Below are 26,481 nucleotides of genomic sequence, written 5' to 3'. Positions count from 1 at the left end.
TGAGGAGACTCCCTGAGCGAAGCTCGGGGAGACGTCTCGAAGGGTGAGGAGACAGGCACCGCATTTCCCCTTTGGATCCCTCGATCCTTCGAGATGCCTCCTTCGCAAGCTCAGGAGTCTCCTCAGGATGAGGGGGGCGGCGAATACCAGACGTCAGAAGCTTTCGCGGAAGAGCCGGTTCAGATCGGCGATGACCTGTTCTGCCGCTTCACTGCCCTGAAGCCCCCTGTTGATGCGCTCCGAAGCCGCTTCCTGAAACGGCATATAACCATCGTGGCGCGGGCGCACCCATGCCCCTTCCAGCGTTGCGCGCGTATCGCGATAGAAGCCCGACGTGGCGGCATTCACGCCCTCGTCTTCCCACGCTTCAGCATGGCCGGGCTGGCCGTTGGATTCTGCATAAAGCCCCTTCTGCACCGCGCCGCTTGCCACCCAATAGGCAAAATCGATGGCCGCTTCGGGATGTTTCGTAAAGGCGGAAACGGCAATGCCGGTGCCGCCCAAAGCCGAACCTGCAACACCCTTCGCACCTGCCGGAATATCGGCAAAACGGATCAGGCGGTCGCGGAAGCCCGGCATGGCATAGTTCACATAACCATAAATCAGAGGCGCACAGGCAATGCCGGAATCGGGCTTTGCCATTTCTTCGAACACTGCAATCGGATCCATAGCGAAACAGCCCGGCTTCACCAGCGCGGCGATTTCCCGCAACTGTTCAAAGGCCTTCACGCCGTCTTCAAGGCTGATCAACTCGCCTTCGGTCGCGCAAGGTGAACCGTTATTGGCCGCGAAAGTATAGAAGCACATCAGCGAATGCGGCGAGCGCAATGGCAAAAGCACCGTGCCCGCACGCGCCAGTTCCAGCACCTCACCCCACGAGGTGGCAGGCTTTTCAATCAGGTCCGGACGCCATGCCTGAACCTGCGTGGCCGCATCAAGCGGAAACGCCCATTGATGGCTCTGCCAGTTATAGCTCGGGAAGGATTGACCGACTGAACCGTCGGCAAGCGCTTTCAGCTCGGCTTCGCGGCCCGGCACATCGAGCGGCAGCAGGCAGCCTTCCTTGGTGATCTGGCCGACATGCGGATGATCGATCACGATCATATCGAAATTGCGCGCCAGTTCCTCGACCGGAAAGGTCTCGAAATCCTGCAAGGAGCGCTTTTCCCATTCGATCTCGACGCCCTTGTCGCTCAGCCATTGCGTGGCGCCCGCAACCATCGGATCGTAACCGCGCGGGTGGCTCCAGGTCATGCCTTTCAGCTTGATCGCACTCATAGACCGAACTCCTCACGAATTGCCTTGCTGTTTTCGCCGATGCGCGGTGCTGCGCGCTCCACCTTGTGGCGCTGCCCGTTGATGCGCAGCGGCGAGCGGGTGGTGGTGATGGAGACATCATCCTCACGGGTGACGGTCTGGAGCATGTCGAGAACCGAGAAGCCGTCGCTGGCAAGCAGCTCTTCCCAATTGAGAACGCGGGCGCACCAGATGTCGGCTGGCTCCAGAATGGCAAGCCACTCATCCACCGTCTTCTGGGCAATGCGGTCAGCAATAAGGCGCTTGATTTCGTCGCGCTTGGTGAACCAGCTCGACGGATCGTCGGCATAGGGGGCCAGCGTGTCCGCTTCCAGCAGCGCCGCCAGTTTGGGGATCGGCGTCATGGCGATGGCCAGATAGGCATCTGCCGCCTGATAGACCCCGTAAGGTGCGGAGAGATAAGCATGGGCGCTGCGGAAATCGGAACGCTTCGGCAAGCGGCGTCCGTCATTGAGATGGGTGGTCAGCACTTCGAACTGGAAATCGACGAGCGCTTCAAGAAGGCTAGTTTCCACATGTGCGCCTTTGCCGGAAATGCCGCGCCGCACGAGTGCTGCCAGAATGCCTTGCGCCACGGCAGCGCCCGCCAGCATGTCGGCAACAGCCAGACCGAACGGCACCGGCCCCTGCCCTTCATCACCATTGAGCCACATCAGGCCCGAACGCGCCTGCGCCAGCAGATCCTGTCCGGGGCGTTTGACCCACGGACCCTCTTCGCCATAGCCGCTGATGGAGGCATAGACGAGGCGCGGATTGATCGCCTTGGCGGATTCATAATCCAGCCCCAGCCGCTCGATGACGCCGGGACGGAAATTCTGGATCAGAACATCGGCCTTGGTGATGAGCTTCTTCAGCGCTTCAACATCGTCCGGGTTTTTCAGGTCCAGCGCCAGGCTGTCCTTGCCGCGATTGATGGCATGGAAAATCGTTGAATCCCCACCGATCTCCGTATCGCTCAGATAAAGCCTGCGCGACAGGTCCCCGCCGTCCGGGCGCTCGATCTTGATAACCCGCGCTCCGAGGTCCATCAGGCGCAGCGAGCAATAAGGCCCCGACAGAAACTGGCTCATATCCACAACAACGAGCCCGCTCAGCGGCAGTTCATTTTCCGGCATCGGGAAATTCCCTCCTCATGAATTTCTTATGTAAATATAGTCTTCACATATGGATTTATAGAAGGCAAGGCCGAAATTACCCTAAAAAACAAAAACGCCGCCCGAAACGGGCGGCGTTTTTGAATATTGAGCGATCGCTAAGTTGGGCGATCAGACGTCGAGTTCGACTTCGCGGCTTGCGGTTTCGAGCAGCGTCCAGACATGGTCGGCCAGCGAGTTCCATACTTCCACGCGGTAGTGATCCGCATCCCATTTCAGCAGGATGATCTGTACGCGATCGAAGATGGTGCGCGCAGCGCCGGGTGCGGCCATCGAAGCCAGATCGAGCGGTGAAGCGGCATTGAGCAGCCATTCGGCCTGCGGGCCTGTAATATCGATACCAGTCTCGCGATGGCTCACTTCAACCAGCGCATGCGGTTCCGTCTCGTAGAGGCTCGCGAAAGCCGCGATGATGGCGCCAGCCTTGCTATCATCGGCCCAGATAAACCATTCATCCGGCCCGATGCAGGCAACGGCGATCTCGCCGTTTTTCTCAAGTCCGCCGATCCTGGCCGGGATCCTGGCCCCGAGCGCCTTTTCCGCCAGCGCCAGTTTTCCCGGATTGAAGCGCAGGACAAAGCGTGCGCCATCAGCGGCGGGGCGAATATCAAGCCGTCCCGGAATGGCAACCGCGCGGCTCGCAAAAGGGTTGGTCTGTTGCAGCATGATGCGATCCTTATCCGTTCAGCTTCTTGCCTTCTGGGTCATAGAAGACGAGCCCAGTAATTTCCGCCTCATGCGCGGTGCCATCCGGCATCGGCATATAGATGGTCTCGCCCGTGCGATCCTTGCCTCCGGCAATCAGCGCCATGGCGAAGGAGCGGCCAAGCGTCTCGCTCCAATAGGACGAGGTGACGTGACCGAGCATGGTCATCGGCACAGCCTGTTTCGGATCGGCGACGATCTGTGCGCCTTCCTCCAGAACCAGTTTCGGGTCCTTTGGCAGCAGGCCGACCAGATGCTTGCGATCCTTCTTCAGCATATCCGGACGCGCCAGCGAACGCTTGCCGACGAAATCCGGCTTCTGCTTGCCGATGGCCCAGCCGAGCGCGGCGTCATCCGGCGTCACCGTGCCATCCGTGTCCTGACCGACGATGATATACCCCTTCTCGGCACGCAGCACGTGCATGGTCTCGGTGCCATAAGGCGTGACGTCATATTTCTGGCCCGCTTCATAAAGCGCCTTCCACAGAGCCAGACCGTAACGCGACGGGACATTGATTTCGAAGCCGAGTTCGCCGGTAAAGCTCATGCGGAACAGACGTGCCGGCACACCGAGGAATGTGCATTCCGCCACCGACATATGCGGAAAGGCTTCGTCGGAAAGATCCACGCCCTCGACCATCGGTTCGATGAGCTTGCGCGCATTCGGTCCGTTCAGCGCCACCACGGCCCATTGTTCGGTCGTGGACGTCAGCGACACTTTCAGGTCCGGCCATTCCGTCTGGAGATAATCCTCCATCATATTGAGAACGCGCGGCGCACCGCCGGTTGTCGTCGTGACATGGAAACGGTCCTGCGACAGCCTGCCCACAACACCATCGTCACGGATAAAGCCGTCTTCACCGAGCAGCAGACCGTAACGGCAGCGCCCGACACCCAGCTTCGTCCATGGATTGGTGTACATGCGGTTCATGAATTCGGCTGCATCCGGGCCGACCACCTCGATCTTGCCGAGCGTCGATGCATCGAACATGCCGAGGCTGGTGCGCACGGCCTTGCACTCGCGCGCAACAGCCTTGTGCATGTCTTCGCCCGCCTTCGGGAAATACCATGCGCGACGCCACAGCGACACCGGCTCAAAAGCTGCACCCTGTTCTTCAGCCCAAGGGTCAATCGGCGTCTTCCGCGTAACGTCGAACAGCTTACTACGGTTATAGCCACAGAATGCGCCGAAGGTCGTCGGCGTATAGGGCGGACGGAACGTCGTCAGACCGACCTGCGGTGCAGGACGGCTAAGCGCGTCGGATGCGACCGCAAGACCGTTGATATTCGAGGTCTTGCCCTGATCCGTCGCCATGCCGTTGGTGGTGTAGCGCTTGATATGCTCGATGGAGCGGAAGCCCTCGCGCACTGCAAGGCGGATATCCTTGGCCGTCACGTCGTTCTGGAAATCGATAAAGGCCTTTGCCTTGCCGGGATCGCGATCCGTCGGCAATTCGCGGCAGTTGACGCCTGCGCAGACGAAGTCGCCCGCGACCGCATATTCCAGCGCCTTGGCCTTGTATCCAGCATCATTTGCCGCCGCAGCACCGCTGGCGGCACCTTCACGCAAGGCGGCTTGAAGATCGAAATTGCCGTTACCGGCACCAGCACAGCGGCTTTCTTCCGTGCGCTCGCCCGGCAGATAGATCTGGCGTTCCTCATCCCAGATGAGCGAACCCTTGGTATGCGAGAACAGATGCACGCTCGGGTTCCAGCCGCCAGACATCAGCACGACATCGCAGGCAATGGTGCGCGCCGAGCCCACCGAACCGTTCCTGACCGGATTGACACGAATGGAGGAAACACGATGACGGCCCGCCGTATCGCTGACGGTCCAGCCGGTCAGCGTCTCGATACCGAGCATCCTGGCGCGGTTCACCAGACTGTCCGCGACGTGTTCGCGCACATCGATAATGGCCGGAACCTTGACACCTGCAACCGCGAGATCGAAGGCCGTAAGCCAGGCGGAATCATGCGAGGTAACAACGACAGCCTTTTCGCCGACCTTGACGCCATAGCGATTGAGATAGGTGCGTGCGGCACCGGCCAGCATCACACCCGGACGGTCATTGCCCGCAAAGACCAGCGGCTTTTCGATTGAGCCTTGCGCCAGTACCACCTGCTTGGCACGCACGCGCCACATGCGCTCACGCGGGGCATTAGCGGCAGGCTTTGCCTGATGGTCAGTCAGGCGCTGGCAAAGGCCGACCATGTTCTGATGATAATAGCCAATCGCCGTGGTGCGCGGCAAAAGCGTGACATTCGGCAGCGAACCCAGTGTCGCCAGCGTTTCGTTCAGCCAATCCCAGCTGGTGCGGCCATTGATGACGGGCTCGGGTTCGGACAGGAGCGAACCGCCCATTTCCGCCTGCTCGTCGCAGAGGAAAACTTTCGCGCCGCTCTTGGCGGCTTCAAGGGCTGCGGCAAGACCGGCAGGCCCGGCGCCCACCACCAGCACGTCGCAATAGGCATAGCGGCTGGCATAGCTGTCGGGATCGGCCTCGGACGGCGACTTACCAAGACCCGCAGCCCCCCGGATGAAAGGCTCATAGACCTTGTTCCAGAAGCTCTTCGGCCACATGAAGGTCTTGTAGTAGAAGCCTGCCGAGAAGAACATGTAGAAGGCGTCATTGACCGCGCCGACATCATGCTTGAGCGATGGCCAGTGGTTCTGGCTTTCCGCCTTCAGCCCGTCATAAAGCTCCAGCACGGTGGCGCGGGTGTTCGGCTCGTAACGACCCTCTCCACGCGAAACGCCCATCAGCGCATTCGGCTCTTCGGAACCGGCGGAGAGAATGCCGCGCGGACGGTGATATTTGAACGAACGGCCCGCCAGATGCTCGCCATTGGCCAGAAGCGCCGAAGCAAGCGTATCGCCCTCAAAGCCGGCATAGGTCTTGCCGTTGAAGGAAAAGCGTACCGGCTTGGCCTTGTTGATGCGGCCTTTGTTATTCAAACGCATGTCGGTCATTATTTCGTCTCCGCAGCGGGCGTTTCTGCCAGTACAGGGCGCGCTTCACCGGCCTTGTAGGTCGTGACGAATTTGTCGCTCACCGTGTCGCGCACCGCATTGAAGAAGCGGCCGCAACCATTGATGTGCCGCCAGCGTTCAAAATGCGTCCCGCGCGGGTTAGAGCGGATGAACAGGAAATCGCGCCATTCATCATCGGAATAGGTCGAAGGATCGGCAGGACGCGCAATATGCGCTTCGCCCGCATAGGCAAATTCAAGTTCCGGACGTTCCATTTCGCAATAAGGGCAACGGATCAAAAGCATGGTGTTTCTCTTGTTTTCAACGCATTTCCGGACGGAAAACCGGCTTCCACTTTTCCTGGAAATGCTTTTAGTGCGCAACTGCGGCAGCTGCCGCTTCGTCGATCAGGCGACCCGTCTTGAAACGGTCGAGCGTGAACGGCGCGTTGATCCAGTGCGGTTCGTCGCGGGCGATGGTGTGGGCAAAGACATGCGCCGAACCCGGCGTCGCCTTGAAGCCGCCAGTGCCCCAGCCGCAATTGACATAGAGACCCGGAACCGGCGTCTTGCCGATGATCGGCGAGCGATCCGGGGTGACGTCGACGATGCCGCCCCATTTGCGCAACATGCGCATGCGGGTGAAGATCGGGAAGATTTCGCAGATTGCCGCCAGCGTATGCTCGATCAGCGGCAGGCCGCCGCGCTGGCTGTAGGAGGTGTACTGGTCCGTACCGGAACCGATTACCAGCTCGCCCTTGTCAGACTGGCTGATATAGGCGTGAACGGTGTTGGACATGACCACACAGGGGAAGATCGGCTTGACCGGCTCCGACACCAGCGCCTGCAACGGGAAGCTTTCAAGCGGCATGCGCACGCCAGCCGTATCCATGACGACCGAGGTGTTGCCAGCGGTCGAAACGGCAACCTTCTTGGCCTTGATGAAGCCGCGCGCGGTTTCCACGCCGGTCACACGGCCCGAAGCATCGCGACGGATCGACAGAACCGGGCAATTTTGGATGATATCCACGCCGCGCTGGGTCGCGCCACGCGCATAGCCCCAGGCCACGGCATCGTGACGGGCCACGCCACCGCGACGCTGCAAGGTAGCGCCGACCACCGGATAGCGGGCATTGGGCGAAATATCGAGCGGCGGGCAATATTCCTTGGCTTCTTCCTTCGACAGCCATTCATTGTCGATGCCATTGAGGCGGTTGGCATGGATATGGCGCTTGAAGCTCTGCACATCATGCACCGTATGCGCCAGCATCATGACGCCGCGCTGCGAGAACATGACATTGTAGTTGAGGTCCTGGCTGAGACCTTCCCACAGCTTCACCGCATGTTCGTAGAGATGCGCGCTCTCGTCATAGAGATAGTTGGAGCGAATGATGGTGGTGTTGCGCCCCGTATTGCCGCCGCCGAGCCAGCCCTTTTCGATCACGGCGACATTGGTGATGCCGTGTTCCTTGGCCAGATAATAGGCCGCACCCAGACCATGCCCGCCCGCGCCGACGATGATGACGTCATATTCGGCCTTGGGTTCGGCATTGGGCCATTGCGGGTCCCAGTTCTTGTTACCGGAAAGCGCGTTTTTGATAATAGAAGCTGCAGAAAAGCGGGACATGAACAACCACCAGTTTCGCGACCGCATGCGCCCTGACGGCACATACGAAGCCTTTGATCATATTTCTATTGTGTCCTGTGAAAACCCGACAGCAGGCTTGCGTCAAAAGACGCCATAAATACGACATGCGCACCATTTCGCGACATAGGCAAACCGCACGCTCCCCTGCCGCGATTGCACCTGACCACGCCGGTGATTTCATGCCGTTTCGCGCCGTGCCGCCAGTCCTCCTGACAGACAGCTGTCAGGAGCCGGTTCCACCCAAGGTTTCCTTTTTGCGGTCGCGCTATAGTTTATTGGGAACACAAATAAGCAATATGGGACGAGGAATATGTCATACCGAGGTCTTCTGAAGGGCGCAGCCGTCGCAGTCACCCTGATTGTCGGCGCGACGGGACTTTCCAGTCAAGCACAATCACAGGTTGTCGTTTCATCCAAGATCGATACGGAAGGCGGTGTGCTGGGCAACATCATTCTCGCCATGCTCAACGCCAACGGCATTCAGACAACCGACCGCATTCAGCTCGGTGCGACGCCGGTGGTGCGCAAGGCAATCGTGGCCGGTGAGATCGATATTTATCCCGAATATACCGGCAATGCGGCCTTCTTCTTCAACAAGGCGGATGATCCGCTCTGGAAAGACCCGGCCAAGGCGTTTGAGACGGCAAAGAAGCTCGATTACGACGCCAACAAGATTGTCTGGCTGTCGCCTTCGCCCGCCAACAACACCTGGGGCATTGCGCTGCGCAAGGACGTGGCCGACGAGAACAAGCTCGCCAGTCTCAGCGATTTCGGCAAATATGCTTCCGGTGGCGGCAAGGTCATTCTGGCCGCCTCGTCGGAATTCGTGAATTCGGCAGCCGCCCTGCCCGCTTTCCAGACCGCCTATGGCTTCACGCTGAAGCAGGACCAATTGATCACGCTGTCTGGCGGCGATACGGCTGCGACCATTGCCGCCGCCGCCAACCAGACCAACGGCGCGAATGCGGCAATGGTCTATGGCACGGATGGCGGCATTGCGCCGTCCGGTCTTGTGGTGCTGGAAGACGACAAGCATGTGCAGCCTGTCTACCAGCCCGCCCCCATTATCCGCGAGGACGTGCTGAAAAAGAACCCGAAGATCGAAGAACTGCTGAAGCCGGTTTTCGCAAAGCTCGACCTGACCACGCTTCAGGAACTGAACGGTCGCGTTCAGCTTGGCGGTGAACCGGCCAAGGCGGTCGCCGAGGACTTCCTGAAGAAGAACGGCTTTCTGAAATAGGCGGATAAAGGCGACACGTTGCCGGATAGAATCGCAGTCCCTCATTCCAATTCGGCGAATGCTGAAAAGGCCTCGCATGGCCTGTTCCGTCGTGTCGACAGGCTTGGTCTCGTCATAACCGTTTTGGCCATCGCCGGACTGTTGTTGCCGTTTGCCACCTTCCGCGCCAACCGCATCGTTCAGGGCGAGCCACGCTTTCTGCTCGACGCATTGCCGGTCGGTGAAGCCGCGCTGCTGCTCGTCATTGTCGTTGCGTGGCTGTTGGTCGCCCTATTTGCTTGGGGTCGCATGTTGCGGCTTGGCGCGAGCCTTATCGGGCTTGCCGCCATGCTGATCGCGATCGGGCTTGCGGCGACGTATCTTTCTCCAGCTGGCAACAATTACGCGCGCGTTTCACCTGCATCGGGTTTCTGGCTGCTGCTCTTCACCAGCGGCATTTCAGTCGCCGATGCTCTGGTGCGCCTGCAAGTGCGGCCGCTGGTGCGGGTGGGTTTGCTGACACTCGCTGCCCTTCTTCTCTATGCGCTGCTCGCCTCGGGGCTGTGGGACAACCTCTCCTTCATGAAGGAATATTTGAGCCGCGCCGACAGTTTCTGGAATGAAGCCCGTCGCCATGTGGAACTGGCGCTTGGTTCGCTTGTCGCGGCAACGGTTATCGGCATTCCGCTCGGGCTTATCTGCCATCGTGTGCCGCGGCTGCGCGGTCTGGTGCTGAACAGCCTCAACATCGTTCAGACCATACCGTCAATGGCGCTGTTCGGCATATTGATTGCGCCGCTTGGGTGGCTTGCGGCCAACGCGCCATGGGCGGCGAGCCTCGGCATTCGCGGTATCGGCGCGGCACCCGCCTTTGTCGCGCTGTTTCTCTATTCGCTTCTGCCCATCGTCGCCAATACGGTGGCGGGACTGGCGCAGGTGCCGGAGCCGGTCAGCGATGCCGCACGCGGCATGGGCATGACGCGTCTGCAACGGCTGTTCAAGACCGAATTTCCTCTGGCGTTTCCGGTGATCCTCACCGGCATTCGCATCGTCATGGTGCAGAACATCGGCCTGACCACCATCGCCGCGCTGATTGGCGGCGGCGGTTTCGGCACCTTCGTCTTTCAGGGGATCGGACAGACAGCCATGGACCTCGTGCTGCTTGGCGCGCTGCCAACCGTTCTGCTGGCCTTCGGCGCTGCCGTTCTGCTCGATGCCGCCATTGAAATCGCCGGGAAGGGAACCGCGCAATGATCGAGTTCGACCGGATTACCAAGCGCTATAATGGCCGGGCTGCGGTGGATGCGGTCAGTTTTTCCGTCGAGCCGCACAGCATTGCGGCCATTGTCGGCACGTCCGGTTCGGGCAAGACCACCTTGCTGCGCATGGTCAACCGCCTTGTCGAGCCGACCGAAGGCGAAATCCGCATCGACGGGCACAGCAATATGGACGAGCCGGGTCACGCCTTGCGGCGGCGGATCGGTTACGTCATCCAGCAGCACGGGCTCTTTCCGCATCGCACGGTCGCCGAAAATATCGCCACCGTGCCGGTTCTGCTCGGCTGGCCGAAACAGCGGATCAATGCCCGCGTCGATGAATTGCTTGATCTGTTTCAGCTTGAACCGGCGGACTATCGCGACCGTTATCCGCAGGAACTGTCGGGCGGCCAGCAGCAGCGTGTTGGTGTCGCACGGGCGCTGGCGGCGGAACCGAACATATTGCTGATGGATGAACCCTTCGGCGCGCTCGACCCGGTCATTCGTGCCAAGGCGCAGGAAGACCTGAAGGCCATCCAGCGCCGTTTCGGCACTACAATCCTGCTTGTCACGCATGATATGGAGGAAGCGATTTCGCTCGGCGACCATATTGCGGTCATGGATGACGGAAAGCTTTTGCAATATGGCCCGCCTGCGGAAATTCTGGCGCGGCCTGCAACGGAATTCGTCGAAAGGCTGGTTGGCACCGGTGAGCGCCCGTTCCGTCTGCTCTCGCTGACCGATCTCAAAACCGTCCTGCAACCGGGCGATGCCAGCGGCGACGCCATGCCCGTCTCCGCCTCGCAACGCGATGCGCTGGCCGAGCTTTTATGGTCGGGTCGCAATGCATTGCCGGTTCTCGATGGCGACGGCAGGCCGCTCGGCCGCGTGACGCTGGAAAGACTGTTGCGGAAAGCGGAACGCCCGGCATGAGGCTCTTCGTTTCCATCATTCCCCGGCTGGCGCTTCTGGCGTTGCTCGTTCTGTTTCTGATGCAGCCGCATCTGTTCGAACCCGTCTTCCGCCCACTGGTCAGCGATGGTGCACCCGTCATCTATGACCGCGCCAATCTGATGACGCTGACCTTGCAGCATCTGGGGCTGGTGGCGCTGGCCACTCTGATATCCACGCTGGTGGCGGTTGCCATGGCGATCTTCGTGACCAGACGGCAAGGCGCAGAGTTTTTGCCGCTTTCGCGCAGTCTGGTGAATATCGGCCAGACTTTTCCGCCCGTCGCGGTTCTGGCGCTTGCTGTGCCGGTTTTCGGTTTCGGCGACAAGCCGACGCTGATCGCGCTGTTTCTCTATGGGCTTCTGCCGATTTTCGAAAACACACTCACCGGCCTGACCACTCTGCCCGCGCCAGTCGTGGAAGCAGCGCGCGGCATGGGCATGACGGGAATGCAGCGTCTGGTCAAAGTTGAGATGCCGCTTGCCATGCCGGTTATCCTTGCCGGAATAAGGCTGTCGGCAGTGATCGGCCTTGCCACCGCCACCATCGGCTCGACGGTCGCGGCCAGCACGCTTGGCGAAGTGATCATTGCCGGTCTCATCTCCAACAACCTCGCTTTCGTGCTGCAAGGCGGCCTCGTCGTCGCGGCACTGGCCATTCTGATCTTCGACGGCTTTCAAACCCTCGAACATTATCTCATGAAACAGGCCGGAAGAGACGCCTGAACCGGCCCGTACCCCTTTGAATAGCCATATTGCGCTCCTATATCCTGTTAAACCAACATTGGGTGAGGAACGGAATGAATATCGGGCAGGCAGCCACAGCATCAGGCATATCGGCGAAGATGATCCGCCATTATGAAACCATCGAGCTTATCGAGGCTGCCGATCGCACGGATTCCGGCTATCGCGTCTATACGCAAAAAGATGTCGAGACGCTGCGCTTTATCCGCCGCAGCCGCGATCTCGGTTTTCAGGTCGAGCAGATCAAGGAACTGCTGGCGCTCTGGCGTGATCGCAACCGCGCATCCGCCGATGTGAAGAAGGTCGCGCTTGTCCATGTTGAGGAGCTGGAAGCCAAGATGCTCCAGCTTCAGGAAATGGCCGACACGCTGCGCCATCTGGCGAAGAACTGCCATGGCGACAACCGCCCCGATTGCCCGATCATCCACCAGCTTGCGGAAAATGCCGCCGAGCCGCGAAAGCGCCCCGCCGCGCGCAAGGGCGAATTGCTGCACAGCAAGGTCTGACCAACCCACATATTCAATAAAAACGCCGGGATTTCTCCCGGCGTTTTTATTGCAACTTCCTTTGGAAGTTAGCTCTTCGGCAGCGTATAGGCGATGACATAATCGCCCGGCTTGGTGCCGATCGAACCGTGCCCACCGGCAACCATCAGCACGAATTGCTGATCGCCAACCGTATAGGACATCGGCGTCGCCTGTCCGCCTGCAGGCAGACGCGCTTCCCAGAGCACCTTGCCGCTGGTCAGGTCATAGGCGCGCAGATAATCGTCGACAGCCGCGCCAAGGAAGGCAACGCCGCCTGCCGTGATCATCGGACCACCGATGCCCGGCACGCCGACTTTCAGCGGCAGCGGAACCGGCGCCATATCGCGAATGGTGCCATTGCGATGCTTGTAGACGGTCTTGCCGGTTCGCAGATCGACGCCCGCAACATAGCCCCATGGCGGGGTCTGGCACGGAATGCCGAGCGGGCCGAGGAACGGTCCCATGAAGACGCCATAAGGCGCACCATCATTGCGGTTCAGGCCCTGTTCGCTGCCCTTTTCATCCTGTCCCTTCGGCGGAATTTCCGAACGCGGAACAAGGCGTGACGTGAAGGCCAGATAGGTCGGCATGCCGAACATCACCTGACGCACCGGATCGACGGCCACGCTGCCCCAGTTGAAGACGCCGAAATTGCCCGGATAGACAATGGTGCCTTTCAGCGACGGCGGCGTGTAGCGGCCTTCATAAGCCAGCTGGTGGAACTTGATGCGGCAGGCGAGCTGGTCGAACATCGTCACGCCCCACATATCGCTTTCGCGAAGTGCTGGCGGGCTGAAGGTCAGATCGGAAATCGGCTGCGTTGGCGACGAATGATCTTCCGGGATGGTGCCGGTCGGGGCCGGAATTTCCTTGATCGGAATGATCGACTCACCGGTGCGACGGTCGAGCACATAAAGGTCGCCCTGCTTGGTCGGACCGACCAGCGCTGGCGTGCCGTTGATATCGAGCAGAACCGGCTGCGCCGGAACGTCCATATCCCACAGATCGTGGTGGACCGTCTGGCGCACCCACTTCACCTGACCCGTATTCACATCGAGCGCGACGATGGAGGAGGAATATTTCTCCACATGTTCGCTGCGTCCCATGCCAAGCTGGTCGGGCACCTGATTGCCAAGCGGCACGAAGATCAGACCGAGCTTTTCATCCACGCTGGAGACCGACCAGCTATTGGGCGAATTCGTCGTGTAGAACTGGCCTTCCGGCAGCGGCGTCGTGACATCCGGATTACCCGAATCCCAGTTCCAGATAAGCTGGCCCGTGCGGATGTCGAAAGCGCGGATGACGCCCGACTGTTCTTCCGTCGAGTAGTTATCGTTGACGGCACCGCCGACTATGATCTTGTCGCCGACCACAGCCGGAGGCGACGTCGAGTAATAATAACCGGCCGGATTGAACTTCATGCCATGGCTGAGATCGAGCGTGCCGCCATTGGCGAAATCGGTGCAGATTTCACCGGTCGCCGTATCAAGCGCGATCAGGCGCGCATCCGAGGTCGGCAGATAGACCCGCTCGGCGCACTTGGCGCCAGCCGTTGCATTGGCGTCCTTCCAGTAGCTCACGCCACGGCAGGTCTGGTGCTGGCGGTCGGTGTTGAAGCCGACTTTCGGATCAAACTTCCACTTTTCCTTGCCGGTCGCGGCATCGAGCGCAATCGCCCAGTTATGCGGCGTGCAGAGATAGAGCGAGTCGCCGATCTTGAGCGGCGTCACCTGATAGGTGGTTTCGCCGACATCCTGCGGCTGCTTCACGTCACCGGTCTGATACTGCCAGGCAACCTGCAATTTGGAGACATTGTCCGGCGTGATCTGTGACAGCGGCGAATAACGCTGGCCATAGGGCGTGCGGCCATATTGGTGCCATTCACCATCAGGAACATTGCCACCCAGATCGGGTGTCGCCGCAACCTTGTCTGTCGGGAGACTGCCCGCGATATTGTAGGGGTCCTGCGTCATGGAATAGCCGGCGATTGCAAGCGCAACCACGCTCGCGACCGTCAGCGGCAGACCGCCGCCACCCTTGCCCCCGTTCAGCGGCTTGCGGATCCACGGCGTCAGAAGCCAGAGGCCGAGCAGCACAATGATGCCGCCGCGCGCGCCAAGCTGCCACCAGTCGAAGCCGACTTCATAAACGGCCCAGCCCAGCGAGCCGATCACGATCAGCGCATAGAGCCACAGGGCCGCAGCGCTTCTTTTCAAGAGGAGAGCGCCTGTCAGCAAAAAGCCGACAGCCGCAATGATATAGTACCAGCTGCCCCCCAGGGTAACGAGCTGGACGCCGCCCCAGCCGAGCGCCAGCCCGACCAGCACAAGGACGATAGAAGTCAAGGAAATAAGCAAAATATTACCCCTTCAAGTGTGACTGCAGACCGCCGTGCCTGAACCCGAATGCACGGAAAACATCGAATGCGAGAAGTCCTGATGGGTGGGAGCGCCGTTGCATTTCGAATGCAGCAACACTCTCTGCCTTCAAATAAAATTAGGCGTGAAACGAAAAAGACCAGAGTAGGCAAAAGTAAATATGACAGCCTATGGTGGCAATTGCCGATGATGCCGTCAATCCCCCGCAAAAATACGTCAACAGTTCACGAAAAACGGCGGCCCAAAAGAGCCGCCGTTTTCAGTTTTCGTAATCCTGCCGTGCTGGCCTCGTTAGCCCAGAGGACTTTTGAACCGGCGCAACCGCAGCGCATTGCTGAGCACGAAGATGCTCGACAGCGCCATCGCGCCTGCTGCCAGAACCGGCGACAGCAAAGTGCCGGTGAAGGGGTAGAGAATGCCGGCAGCGACCGGAATGAGCGCCACATTATAGGCGAAAGCCCAGAAAAGGTTCTCGCTGATATTGCGGATTGTCGCCTTGGATATGGCGATGGCGTTTGCAACACCGCGCAGGTCGCCCGACATCAGCACCACATCTGCACTTTCAATCGCAATATCCGTACCGGTTCCGATGGCGATGCCAACATCTGCTGCGGCCAGTGCCGGAGCGTCGTTGATGCCATCGCCGACGAAAGCGATCCGCTTGCCGCCAGCCGAAAGCCGCTTCAGCGCTTCGACCTTGCCGTCCGGCAGCACTTCCGCCACCACTTCATCAATGCCAAGCCGCTTGGCGATGGCCTGTGCGGTACGGCGGTTGTCGCCGGTGATCATCGCCACGGTAAGCCCCTGCTCGTGAAGCGCAGCAATGGCCGCAGGCGTGGTTTCCTTCATCGGGTCGGCGACGGTCACAATGGCCGCAAGCTTGCCGTCAACGGCGGCATAAAGCGGCGATTGACCTTCATCACCCAGACGCTTCGCATCCTCGGCAAACACCGCCACATCATGGCCAAGCTTTGCCATATAGCGGTCGGCGCCGATGGCGACTTCATGCCCTGAGACCGTCGCCTTGAGACCGAAACCCGGCACTGCTTCGAAAGCCGAGACATCAGCAAGCTTCAGGCCCTCTTCCTTTGCAGCCGTCACGATGGCGTCGGCAATCGGATGTTCGGAACGGGCTTCAACAGCGGCGACCAGCGCCAGCAGTTCTTGTCTGTCGAAACCGTCGACCGTTGCAAAATGCGCCAGAGCAGGCTTGCCCTGGGTCAGCGTGCCGGTCTTGTCGACAGCGATGATCGTTGCATCACGCAGGGTTTGCAGCGCATCGCCACGGCGAAACAAAACGCCGAACTCTGCTGCACGACCGGTGCCGACCATGATCGACGTCGGGGTTGCCAGCCCCATTGCGCATGGGCAGGCAATGATGAGCACGGCAATGGCATTGACCAGCGCATAGCCGAGCATTGCCGTGCCGCCAATGGCGAGCCAGAGCACGAAGGTCAGTGCGGCGGCAGCCATGACGGCGGGCACGAACCAGCCTGTCACCTTGTCAACCTTGGCCTGAATGGGCAGCTTGTCGGCCTGTGCATCCTCCACCATGCGGATGATCTGCGAGATCACCATGTCGCGGCCAACCTTGGTGGCGCGGAAGGTGAAAGCACCCGTCTTGTTGATGGTGCCGCCGACCACTTCCGCACCCTTGTCTTTGGCAACCGGCACCGGCTCGCCGGTGATCATCGATTCATCGACATAGGACGAACCTTCGATCACTTCGCCATCGACCGGTACTTTCTCGCCGGGGCGCACCTGGACGATATCGCCTGCGCGCACGTCTTCGAGCGGCACATCGACCGGCTCGCCATCGCGCACCACGCGGGCCGACTTGGCCTGCAAGCCGACCAGACGGCTGATCGCTGCACTGGTGCGTCCCTTGGCGCGCGCTTCAAGATAGCGCCCGATCAGGATCAGCGTGACGATGACCGCGGCCGCCTCGAAATAGACGTTGACCGTGCCCGCAGGCAAAACGCCCGGCAGGAAGGTTGCAACAAGCGAGAAGCCCCAGGCTGCAAGCGTGCCCACGACGACCAGCGAATTCATATCCGGTGTTGCGCGCAGCAGAGCCGGAATGCCTTTCTTGAAGAAGCGCAGACCCGGTCCGAACAGGACAAGCGTGGTCAGTACAAATTGCAGATACCAACTGTTCTGCATGCCGACCCGGTCCATCACGAACATATGGACGGCGGGAATGAGATGCGATCCCATTTCCAGCACGAAGACCGGAAGGGTCAAAACTGCCGCCAGCAGAACGCTCTTTTTCAGTTCCGCAGCTTCAGCATCGCGCTTTTCGCTTTGGGTCTTTTGCCCGGTTTCGGCTTGAGCCTCTTCGCTACGATCATTCAGCGACCGCGCCTCGTAACCGGCTTTCTCGACGGCCTTGACGAGTTCGGCGGTCTCGACCTGTCCGGCCAGTTCCACATGCGCACGCTCGGTCGCCAGATTGACGCTGGCGCGGGTCACGCCCGGCACTGCATTCAGCGCCTTTTCAACTTTGCTGACGCAGGAGGCGCAGCTCATGCCTTCAATGGCGAGATCAACGCTACCTGACGGAACCTCATAGCCTGCCTTACGGATGGCATCGATGACGGCAGGCAGATCCGGAGCACCTTTGAAAGTAACATCGGCGCGCTCGGTGGCGAGATTGACGGAAACCTTGTCGACGCCTGCGACCTTCGACACGGCCTTTTCGACCGAGGAAACACAGGATGCGCAGCTCATGCCTTCCACGGGAACGGGAAAGCTGATGGATTCGTGATCGACGGGCTTGTTCATGGCAATCCTCTTCGAGACCTTTAGCAGTCTCTTTTCACGCTTAGAGCGCGTTTCGATCCGATCAATCGGATCGGCGCTCTAGTTGTTGTTTTTACGCATTATCCGACGCAAAACCGCTTCGCACTTTTGCTGGAAATGCTCTAGCAGAGGCTAGATTTCTGAATTGCCATATAAGTAATCCTTCCCACCGTTGGAAGGTCAAGCGCTTTTTTTGAAAGCAGAAATGCGGAAGCGTTTTTCCGGATTTTCTGATCAGACCGGAAGCCGATTATGCGCCGGGGGCATGGCTAGGCCGGTGCCGTTATTGCTCTGGATAAAGGCCTTTACATCGCTGGCTGGCATCGGGCGTCCGGTCAGATAGCCTTGCACCTCGCCGAAACGTTCGGTTCTCAGTCGCTCAAGCTGTTGTGCCGTTTCCACGCCTTCGGCGGTGGTGACAATGTTGAAGCCAGCGCCCAGCGTTGCCACCGCCTGGATGATGGCGAGATCGCGCGTATCGGCTTCAATACCGGAAACGAAACTGCGATCGATCTTGATCTTGTCGAACGGAAACGAGCGCAGATAGCTCAGCGAGGAATAACCGGTGCCGAAATCGTCCATGGCAATGCGAGCGCCAAGGCGGCGCAGCTCGAACAGCAATTCGATATTGTGCTTGCTGTTGGACAGAAACACCGACTCGGTGATTTCCAGTTCCAGCCGGTTCGGCGACAGGCGGGCCGCATCCAGCGCATCGGTGACAGAGCGCAAAAGCGAGCTTTGGCTGAACTGCACCGGCGACAGATTGACCGAAACCTTGATATCCTCCGGCCAGGAAACCGCTTCGCGGCAGGCGGCCAGCAGCACCCAGTCACCGATAGGGCCGATCAGTCCGGTCTCTTCAGCGAGCGGAATGAACTCCGCCGGTGAAATCATGCCGCGCTCGGGATGACGCCAGCGGATCAGCGCTTCGAAGCCGGAAATAAGCCCGCTCTCCAGATTGAAGATCGGCTGGTAATGCAGTTCGAACTGTTGGGACAGCAACGCCTGACGCAGTTCGCTCGTCATGATGTGGCGCTTTTCAGCGGCCAGACGCAGCGAATGCTGGTAGAAATGGAAGGTGCGCCTACCGCTCGATTTCGACGCGTAAAGCGCAAGATCGGCATTGCGCATCAGCACGTCGGAATTGTCGCCATGCAGCGGCGCTTGTGCGATGCCCATGCTGCATGTGACGAATTCGGAATTGTCGCCGAGCTTGAACGGCTCCTGAAACGCAGACAGTACCCGATCCGCAAACATGGCGATCTGGCCGACGGTCCCGCTGCGATAAATGACGGCGAACTCATCGCCACCGAGCCGCGCAATGAACTGGTCGCTCGTGGTGATCTGGCGCAACCGCTCGGCCACCTGCTGCAAAAGCTGGTCGCCTGCCTGATGGCCGATATTGTCGTTGATGCTCTTGAAGTGATCTATGTCGATATAGAAAAGCGCAAACGGCTCCGCATCGCCGCCCTTTTTCAGCAAGTCCTCGACATGATGGGAGAAATAGGCGCGGTTGGGCAGCCGCGTGAGGCTGTCATGCATGGCGATATGGGCCATGCGCTCCTCGATTTCGCGTCGTTCGGTAATGTCTTCGATCAAGCCGATCAGATAGCGCGGTGTGCCGTCGTCGACCGGTGGAATGGAACTCTTGATGACACGCAGAATGCGCTGCGTCCCATCATCATGCCGGGATTTATATTCGACGCTGAGCGCTTCGCCTTTGCTCATCACCTGGCGATCCTGCTGCGCATATTGGCGGCGCTCCAGATCCGTCATCAGTTGCGCATCGGTGAAGCCGACCACGGCCTCGACTGCCTTGCCGCTCGCCTGCGATGCCGCCTGATTGTAGAGCACGTAACGCCCCTCGTCCTGCATGTCCTTGATGAACACGCCGAGCGGCAGATTGCTGACAAGGCTATCGAGCAATGATTGCGCATGGATTGCCTGCCGGTTGGCCTCGGCAAGTTCAGTCCTGTCCTGCACGATGGCGAGGATGGCGTCCTTACCGTCGAACTGCACTTCCCGCCCGTAAGTCAGGACTTCAATGATTTCGCCCGTGGCACGCCGGTGCTGCCAGCGCTCGGGGCGCTCCAGATCGCTGCGATCCCGGACAGCGCTCAGCATGCGCTCGCGCTCGGTCTGCGGACGAATATCGAGAACAGTCATGCCCGGCAGCTCATCAGGCGTATAGCCGTAAAGCGCATAGGCCGCGTCGTTCATGATGATGAAGCCGAGGGTCTGAGGGTCATAGACCCACATTGGTGTCGGATGGGTGGTGAAAAGGATACGGAAATCCTGCTGGGACGTGCTCGCCATGGAGCCTCCCGCCTCTGTCGGACCGGCTTTCCGCTTCGCCATCATATACCCCTTGCCCCAAGCCGACACATGTCGTCAGTCTAAATTAGCCAACAAAACCTCTCACTGGAACATCATATTCCGCATGAGTTCATGACCAGACAGGCACGAACAAACAGGCGAGGACCGCCACCAGGACGCACTTCCCCGCAGGGAGAATACGACCAATGGTTTTAACAAACCATATATGAAGGAGGTACTCATTTAGTTTTTTCTGATGATCTTGTTTTTATAGCGTCAGACCTCGCGCGAGACTGCTTGAGATAGCTTGACCGCTCAAAACTTCCGGCCTATGCCTATGGATGCAAAATTCGTTGGGGTGCCTCGAAAGAGGCTGAGAGGCGCGTTCACGCGTTAACCCATTGAACCTGATCCGGGTAATACCTGCGTAGGGAACGGAGTTTGACGCGTCGCGGACAGGGTTCATCCCACTCGGAGCTTATGCTCCATACAGGTTCATGACGTCTCATCTTTCCGTTCGGAATGAGAGACGACACGATGAACCAGAAACATAGTTTCTCCCGAACCAAATCCAACAATGGCCAGACACGGTCTGTGCCCCCAATCTGTGTAACCATTGCTGGTTCCGACAGCGGCGGCGGTGCTGGCATTCAGGCCGACCTCAAGACATTTTCGGCGCTCGGCGTCTATGGCGCGAGCGTCATTGCCGCCGTGACCGTGCAGAACACCTGCACGGTGAGCGCGGTGCACGATATCCCGCCCGCCATCGTCGCAGGGCAGATCGACGCCGTTTTCAGCGATCTCGACGTTGCCGCAGTGAAGATCGGCATGGTTTCAGTGCCCGAAACCATCGAAGCCATTGCGCGGGGGCTTGCCCATTTTTCCGGCCCCATCGTGCTCGATCCGGTGATGGTGGCCAAGTCCGGCGACCGGCTTTTGAGCGAAAGCGCCATTGCGCTTTTGCGCCAGAAACTGGTGCCGCTCGCAACGCTTTTGACCCCAAACCGGCCTGAAGCGGCCTGCCTGCTCGGCAGCGGTCTGGCGCTTGATGATGAAGACGCCGAACAACAAGGCCGCGCACTGCTCGAACTCGGCGCGAAAGCCGTTCTGATGAAGGGCGGCCATGCGGAAGGCGAAATCTGCGTCGACCTGCTCGTTCGCCGCGATCAGCCGACGCTGCGTGTCGAGGCGCCGCGTATCTTGACCGGCAACACCCATGGCACAGGCTGCACCCTCTCCTCGGCCATTGCTGCGGAGCTTGCCCGGAACCTGCCGCTCGAAAAAGCCGTGCTTGCAGCCCACACCTATCTGCAAGGGGCCATCCGCGCTGCCGACACATTGAAGATCGGACACGGCCACGGGCCGGTGCACCATTTCCATGACCTTTGGAAAACCCGCACGGAGGAGATTGCGTGATGCGCGTCACCATCATCGGAGCGGGTGTCGCCGGTCTAGCCACCGCCGCCGAGTTCACCGATCAGGGCCATGCCGTCACGGTGATTGCCCGCAGCCCGCAGATCGGTTCCGACTGCTGCTCCTGGCTTGCAGGCGGCATGCTGGCGCCATGGTGTGAAGGCGAAAGCGCCGAAGAACCTGTGGTGCGGCTCGGTCAGGAAGCGATTGGCTGGTGGGAAAAGCACGTCTCCGGCGTCAAGCGCGAAGGCACGCTGGTTCTGTCGCACAACCGCGACGCCAGCGAGTTGCGCCGTTTCGCCCGCCGGACGGAAGCTTTCGACACAATCGACCATGAACGCATCGATGCACTGGAACCCGATCTGGCCGGGCGTTTCCGGCAGGGCCTGTTTTTCGCACGTGAAGGCCATCTCGATCCGCGCAAGACATTGGTCGAGCTGGCCGAAAACCTGCAAAGAAAAGGCGTCGTCTTCCACCTCAATACGGAAGCGCATGAAGCGAAGATCGACGCGGATATCATCGTTGATGCCCGTGGTCTTAGCGCCCGCGATGCGCTGCCCGATCTGCGCGGCGTCAAAGGTGAAATGCTGGTTGTCCGCTCGCGTGACATCAACCTTTCGCGGCCTGTGCGTCTCCTGCATCCGCGCATTCCGCTCTACATCGTGCCGCGCGGCGACGGCGTGCACATGATCGGCGCGACGATGATCGAAAGCGATCAGCGCAGTGGCATCAGCGTGCGTTCCACACTGGAACTTTTGAGCGCGGCTTACGCCCTGCATCCAGCCTTCGGCGAAGCGGAGATTCTCGAAACCGGCGTCGATGCGCGCCCCGCCTTTCCAGACAACCTGCCCCGCGTGAGACGGCGTGGCAAAACCATCTATGTCAACGGGCTTTACCGCCACGGCTTCCTGCTTTCGCCAGCCGTGGCACGCATGGCGGTTGCGGCCGCGACCGCGCCCGAAACCATGCCTGAATTTGTGGAGGATTATGCATGACGATCGTGCTGAACGGTGAAGTCATCACCACGGCAGCTGCCAATCTGGCGGCGCTGCTGACCGAGATCGAACTGGACGAAGCGGTTGTTGCAACCGCGCTGAACGGCGAATTCGTGGCCAGCGACGAGCGCGCAGCCGCGACCTTGTCGGCTGGCGACCGCATCGAAGTTCTGGCCCCGATGCAGGGAGGCTGAGATGCTGGAATTCTACGGCCAACAATTTGAAAGCCGTCTGCTGCTCGGCACGGCGCAATATCCATCGCCCGCCATATTGGCCGATGCGGTGCGCGCTTCGCAAAGCGATATCGTCACCGTGTCGCTGCGTCGCGAAAGCGGTGATGCGCGCGCCGGACAGGACTTCTGGGCGCTGATCCGCGAGCTGGGCGTCGCCGTTCTGCCCAATACGGCAGGCTGCCACACGCCGCGTGAAGCGGTAACCACCGCCAAAATGGCGCGTGAAATCTTCGGCACCAACTGGATCAAGCTGGAAGTGATCGGCGACCACGACACGTTGCAGCCCGACCCGTTCGGTCTTGTCGAAGCAGCGCGCATACTCTGCGACGATGGCTTTGAGGTCTTTCCCTATATGAATGACGATCTGGTCGTCGCGGAAAAGCTCATTGAAGCCGGTTGCAAGGTACTGATGCCCTGGGGGGCGCCTATCGGCTCGGGTCGTGGCCTCAACAATCCATATGCGCTGAAGACCATGCGGGCGCATTTCCCCGATATTCCGCTTGTTGTCGATGCCGGCATCGGCGTGCCGTCCCATGCGGCTGCGGCGATGGAACTGGGCTATGACGCCGTGCTCATCAACACCGCTGTCGCCAAGGCTGGCGATCCCGTCGCCATGGCGCGCGGCTTCGCACTGGCGGTTGAAGCCGGACGGCTCGCTTTCGAAGCGGACGCCATCGAAGCGCGCGACATGGCCGCGCCATCAACCCCTCTTCTCGGAAAGGCATTTTTGTAATGGCCCTCGATCCGTTCTACCCGATTTTCGACAGCGCACAGTGGCTGGAGCGCATGGTGCCGCTCGGCGTCAAACTGGTGCAGCTGCGCGCCAAGGACAAGACCGAGCCGGAGCTGCGCAGTGAAATCCGCGCCGCACGCGAAATCTGCCTTGCCCATGACTGCCAGCTGATCGTCAACGACTACTGGAAGCTGGCGCTGGAGGAAGGTTGCGACTTCATCCATCTCGGACAGGAGGACCTCGACGATGCCGATCTTGACGCCATTCGCGCCGGTGGTTTGAAACTGGGTGTTTCGAGCCATGACGAGGCGGAACTGGACCGTGCCCTGTCGGTAAAGCCTGACTATATCGCGCTCGGCCCCATCTACCCGACCATTTTGAAAAAGATGAAATGGCACGAACAGGGCCTGCCCCGCCTTGGCCAATGGAAGGCGCGGATTGGCGACATTCCACTGGTCGGGATCGGCGGTATGAGCGTCGAACGCGCACCGGGCGTTTTTGAAGCGGGTGCCGATATCGTTTCCGTCGTCACCGACATCACCCTCAATGCCGACCCCGAAAGCCGCCTGCGCCAATGGATCGAAACCACCCGCGCTTATGCAGGCCACGCTCTGGAGCAGACTCCCATGGAAAGGCAACGCAAATGAAAAAGACCGTCTTCGCCGCCCTGTTCGGCCTCGCTTTCACCGCTGCCACCGCCGCTCACGCTGACGACAAGCTAAAGCTCATTCTCGACTGGTATGTGAACCCGGATCACGGCCCCATCATCGTTGCCGACAAGCTCGGCTACTTCAAGGATGCCGGGCTGGACGTGGATATCGTCGCGCCTGCCGATGCCTCGACGCCCACCAAGATGGTGGCGGCGGGACAGGCTGACCTCGCCATTTCCTATCAGCAGCAGGTGCATCTTCAGGTGCATGAAGGCTTGCCGCTTATCCGCGTCGGCACCTTGATCGACTCACCGCTCAACTGCCTGATGACCCGCGACGACGGATCGGTGAATTCCATCGCCGATCTCAAGGGCAAGAAGATCGGTTATTCGGTCGCCGGAACCGAGGAAACTTTGCTCGGCACCATTCTCGGCCAGCACGGTGTCAAACTGTCCGATGTCGAACTGATCAATGTGAATTTCTCGCTGGCGCCATCGCTGATGTCGAAGCAGGTCGATGCGGTTATGGGCGCTTACCGCAATGTCGAACTGAACCAGTTGGCCGTCGAAGGCGTGCCCGGCAAATGCTTCTTTGTCGAGGAAGAAGGCGTGCCGGTTTATGACGAGCTGGTCTATGTCGCCGCTTCCGACAAGCTGGACGCGGCGGAAAAGAACAAGATTTCGCGCTTCCTCTCGGCCACCGAGAAGGCCGCACAATATATCGTCAATCACCCGGACAAGGGTTATGAGCTGTTTTCATCCTATAGCACCGAACTCAAGGACGAGTTGAACCAGCGCGCCTGGAAAGACACTGTCGCGCGCTTTTCGCGCTCCCCCGCAAGCCTCGATTATGGTCGCTGGCAGCGTTATGAGGCCTATCTCAAGGAAAACAATCTGGTGCCCTCCATCCTGCCGGTCGAGAAATTCGCCATCGACGTCAACGCCGAAGGGAGCAAGTCATGAGCCAGCCGCAGCCGCATTATTCATCCGAACTGTTCACGCGCCTGCGCGCCGCGACGCCTGGCGACTGGAAGCCCTATATCGAGCATGAATTCGTGCGCGGATTGGGTGATGGCACGCTGCCGAAAGCCGCCTTCCTGCATTATCTCCGTCAGGATTATGTCTATCTGCACCACTATGCGCGCGCCTTTGCGCTTGGTGTCGTCAAGGCCAATACGCTACAGGAAACCCGGCTCTGCGCCGATATCATGCATGGTCTCGCCCATATGGAGCTGCCGCTGCATGTCAGCATCTGCGCCCGCGAGGGGATCAGCGAAGACGAGCTTTACGCGACGAAGGAAGAGCCGGAAAATCTAGCCTATACGCGCTATGTGCTCGATTGCGGACAGGCGGGCGACTTCCTTGATCTCCTGACCGCCCTTGTGCCCTGCGCGCATGGCTATGGCGAGATCGGCCTCAATCTCGCCGTGACCGCCCTGCCCGGCACGCCCTATCAGGAGTGGATCGATACCTATGCGGGGGCCGAATATCAGGACATGTGCCACACGGTCGGCAAGCTGTTTGATCAGGCTGCCAAAGACCGCATCGGCGACGACTTCGAGAAAAGCCCGCGCTGGCCAAGACTCTGCCAGATTTTTGCCACCGCAAGCAGGCTCGAAGCCGAGTTCTGGTCGATGGGGTTGAAAGCAGTTTCAGGAAAAGTGGCTTAGTTGGACGCTACGATTTCAAATCGTTCCCGCACAAGGCGCATCGCCGACGGCTTGCTGTCAGCGGCGGTGGCGCTGGCCATCTGGCAGACGGTGGTGAGCATCGGCCAGATGCCGCGTTTCATTCTGCCCGGCCCGCTGGATGTGGTGCAGGCGCTGATCGCCAATGCCGGGTTGATCACTGAAAACGCCGCCGCCACGATTGGCGAAGTTCTGGGCGGTCTCGTCCTTGGCAGTGCGGTCGGCATCGCGACCGCGATTTGCCTGATGATGTCGCCGCTGGCGCAGCGGCTTGTCATGCCCGCCATGGTGTTCAGTCAGGCGATCCCGATCTTTGCGCTCGCCCCGATTTTAACCTTGTGGCTCGGCTACGGTCCTGCATCGAAGATCGCGGTTACGGTGCTGATGATCTTCTTCCCCATTGTTTCCACCTTCTTCGACGGCATGCGGCGTACCGATAGCAGCCTGATCGACGCGGCGGAAATTCTGGGCGCAGGACGCATGGCGATCCTGTTTCGCATCCGCATCCCCTCCGCCTTTCCCTCACTGGCGTCGGGCCTGAGCCTTGCCGCCGTCTATGCGCCCATCGGCGCAGTGGTGGGCGAATGGGTGGGCGCATCGAAGGGCCTCGGCTATCTGATGCTGCTCGCCAATGGACGCGCCAAGGTGGATCTGATGTTCGCCTGCCTGTTCGTGCTGGCGGCTTTCACCATGCTGCTGCACGGCACGGTGTCGCATTTCGCCCGCAAGCTTGCCGCCTGGCCGAAAAAAACCGCATAAAAAAACCGGCGGGGTCTCCGCCGGT

Annotated in this window: 22 protein-coding genes and 1 riboswitch; of the genes, 13 read left to right on the top strand and 9 right to left on the bottom strand. The window is 59.9% G+C overall.

What is annotated here, in order from left to right; genetic code table 11:
- Positions 1-153: 153 nt before the first annotated feature.
- From FGI60_RS15415 to FGI60_RS15390, 6 genes are all read right to left on the bottom strand, one after another.
- Positions 154-1,278 carry an ABC transporter substrate-binding protein gene (locus FGI60_RS15415; RefSeq protein WP_138785953.1) on the bottom strand — a complete coding sequence of 375 codons (1,125 nt, stop codon included), beginning with the start codon at positions 1,276-1,278 and terminating at the stop codon, positions 154-156.
- Positions 1,275-2,432 (bottom strand): CaiB/BaiF CoA transferase family protein, encoded by a 1,158-nt coding sequence (locus tag FGI60_RS15410; RefSeq protein ID WP_138785952.1) that lies wholly within the window; start codon positions 2,430-2,432, stop codon positions 1,275-1,277. Before FGI60_RS15410 ends, FGI60_RS15415 begins: the two co-directional genes overlap by 4 nt.
- Before the next feature lie 150 nt (positions 2,433-2,582).
- Positions 2,583-3,137, bottom strand: a complete 555-nt coding sequence (locus tag FGI60_RS15405) for a sarcosine oxidase subunit gamma (RefSeq protein WP_138785951.1) — start codon at positions 3,135-3,137, stop codon at positions 2,583-2,585.
- Positions 3,138-3,147: 10 nt separating this feature from the next.
- The gene (locus FGI60_RS15400) at positions 3,148-6,147 is read right to left on the bottom strand and encodes a sarcosine oxidase subunit alpha (protein WP_138785950.1); all 3,000 of its coding nucleotides are present in this window, start codon (positions 6,145-6,147) and stop codon (positions 3,148-3,150) included.
- Entirely contained in the window at positions 6,147-6,452 is a 306-nt protein-coding gene (locus FGI60_RS15395) for a sarcosine oxidase subunit delta (RefSeq protein WP_113533710.1), read from the bottom strand. Before FGI60_RS15395 ends, FGI60_RS15400 begins: the two co-directional genes overlap by 1 nt.
- 67 nt (positions 6,453-6,519) lie before the next feature.
- Positions 6,520-7,773 carry a sarcosine oxidase subunit beta family protein gene (locus tag FGI60_RS15390; protein WP_109368235.1) on the bottom strand — a complete coding sequence of 418 codons (1,254 nt, stop codon included), beginning with the start codon at positions 7,771-7,773 and terminating at the stop codon, positions 6,520-6,522.
- A gap of 331 nt (positions 7,774-8,104) precedes the next feature.
- Between FGI60_RS15390 and osmF the strand changes: the two genes are divergently transcribed.
- The 5 genes from osmF (at position 8,105) to cueR (ending at position 12,469) form a co-directional block, all read left to right on the top strand.
- The gene (gene osmF / locus FGI60_RS15380) at positions 8,105-9,034 is read left to right on the top strand and encodes a glycine betaine ABC transporter substrate-binding protein OsmF (RefSeq protein WP_138785949.1); all 930 of its coding nucleotides are present in this window, start codon (positions 8,105-8,107) and stop codon (positions 9,032-9,034) included.
- A gap of 30 nt (positions 9,035-9,064) precedes the next feature.
- Positions 9,065-10,267, top strand: coding sequence for an ABC transporter permease (locus tag FGI60_RS15375; protein ID WP_138786080.1), 1,203 nt, complete (start codon positions 9,065-9,067; stop codon positions 10,265-10,267).
- The gene (locus tag FGI60_RS15370) at positions 10,264-11,202 is read left to right on the top strand and encodes an ABC transporter ATP-binding protein (RefSeq protein ID WP_138785948.1); all 939 of its coding nucleotides are present in this window, start codon (positions 10,264-10,266) and stop codon (positions 11,200-11,202) included. Before FGI60_RS15375 ends, FGI60_RS15370 begins: the two co-directional genes overlap by 4 nt.
- The gene (locus tag FGI60_RS15365) at positions 11,199-11,945 is read left to right on the top strand and encodes an ABC transporter permease (RefSeq protein WP_138785947.1); all 747 of its coding nucleotides are present in this window, start codon (positions 11,199-11,201) and stop codon (positions 11,943-11,945) included. The genes FGI60_RS15370 and FGI60_RS15365 overlap by 4 nt, the downstream gene beginning before the upstream one ends.
- 74 nt (positions 11,946-12,019) lie before the next feature.
- Positions 12,020-12,469, top strand: a complete 450-nt coding sequence (gene cueR / locus FGI60_RS15360) for a Cu(I)-responsive transcriptional regulator (protein WP_113533713.1) — start codon at positions 12,020-12,022, stop codon at positions 12,467-12,469.
- Between the two features lie 68 nt (positions 12,470-12,537).
- Here the strand turns inward: cueR and FGI60_RS15355 are convergent, their stop codons facing one another.
- From FGI60_RS15355 to FGI60_RS15345, 3 genes are all read right to left on the bottom strand, one after another.
- Complete coding sequence (locus FGI60_RS15355) at positions 12,538-14,847, bottom strand: glucose/quinate/shikimate family membrane-bound PQQ-dependent dehydrogenase (RefSeq protein ID WP_138785946.1); 2,310 nt, start codon at positions 14,845-14,847, stop codon at positions 12,538-12,540.
- Between the two features lie 312 nt (positions 14,848-15,159).
- The gene (locus FGI60_RS15350; protein WP_138785945.1) at positions 15,160-17,652 is read right to left on the bottom strand and encodes a heavy metal translocating P-type ATPase; all 2,493 of its coding nucleotides are present in this window, start codon (positions 17,650-17,652) and stop codon (positions 15,160-15,162) included.
- A gap of 252 nt (positions 17,653-17,904) precedes the next feature.
- Positions 17,905-20,028: a putative bifunctional diguanylate cyclase/phosphodiesterase gene (locus tag FGI60_RS15345; protein ID WP_138785944.1), complete on the bottom strand. Its 2,124-nt coding sequence runs from the start codon at positions 20,026-20,028 to the stop codon at positions 17,905-17,907.
- 302 nt (positions 20,029-20,330) lie between these two features.
- A riboswitch (TPP riboswitch) is annotated at positions 20,331-20,437 on the top strand.
- Positions 20,438-20,523: 86 nt separating this feature from the next.
- Here FGI60_RS15345 and thiD point away from each other — a divergent pair.
- The 8 genes from thiD to FGI60_RS15305 are packed head-to-tail and all read left to right on the top strand — an operon-like array spanning position 20,524 to position 26,456.
- Entirely contained in the window at positions 20,524-21,402 is an 879-nt protein-coding gene (gene thiD / locus FGI60_RS15340; protein ID WP_138785943.1) for a bifunctional hydroxymethylpyrimidine kinase/phosphomethylpyrimidine kinase, read from the top strand.
- Positions 21,402-22,394, top strand: coding sequence for a glycine oxidase ThiO (thiO, locus tag FGI60_RS15335; RefSeq protein WP_138785942.1), 993 nt, complete (start codon positions 21,402-21,404; stop codon positions 22,392-22,394). Before thiD ends, thiO begins: the two co-directional genes overlap by 1 nt.
- On the top strand, positions 22,391-22,588 hold the full coding sequence (thiS, locus tag FGI60_RS15330; protein ID WP_061344887.1) for a sulfur carrier protein ThiS: 198 nt from the start codon (positions 22,391-22,393) through the stop codon (positions 22,586-22,588). The genes thiO and thiS overlap by 4 nt, the downstream gene beginning before the upstream one ends.
- Position 22,589: 1 nt before the next feature.
- A complete protein-coding gene (locus tag FGI60_RS15325; RefSeq protein ID WP_138785941.1) occupies positions 22,590-23,360 on the top strand; it encodes a thiazole synthase in 771 nt (256 codons plus the stop codon).
- A complete protein-coding gene (locus FGI60_RS15320) occupies positions 23,360-24,007 on the top strand; it encodes a thiamine phosphate synthase (protein WP_138785940.1) in 648 nt (215 codons plus the stop codon). Before FGI60_RS15325 ends, FGI60_RS15320 begins: the two co-directional genes overlap by 1 nt.
- Positions 24,004-24,972, top strand: coding sequence for an ABC transporter substrate-binding protein (locus FGI60_RS15315; RefSeq protein WP_138785939.1), 969 nt, complete (start codon positions 24,004-24,006; stop codon positions 24,970-24,972). Before FGI60_RS15320 ends, FGI60_RS15315 begins: the two co-directional genes overlap by 4 nt.
- Positions 24,969-25,679 carry a thiaminase II gene (gene tenA, locus FGI60_RS15310; protein ID WP_078337831.1) on the top strand — a complete coding sequence of 237 codons (711 nt, stop codon included), beginning with the start codon at positions 24,969-24,971 and terminating at the stop codon, positions 25,677-25,679. The genes FGI60_RS15315 and tenA overlap by 4 nt, the downstream gene beginning before the upstream one ends.
- Positions 25,680-26,456, top strand: coding sequence for an ABC transporter permease (locus FGI60_RS15305; RefSeq protein WP_138785938.1), 777 nt, complete (start codon positions 25,680-25,682; stop codon positions 26,454-26,456).
- Positions 26,457-26,481: the final 25 nt, after the last annotated feature.

This window comes from Brucella haematophila (genome assembly GCF_005938105.1).
GTDB lineage: Bacteria > Pseudomonadota > Alphaproteobacteria > Rhizobiales > Rhizobiaceae > Brucella > Brucella haematophila.
The sequence above is the reverse complement of the archived record's forward strand: the minus strand, read 5'-3'. Positions and strand labels throughout refer to the sequence as shown.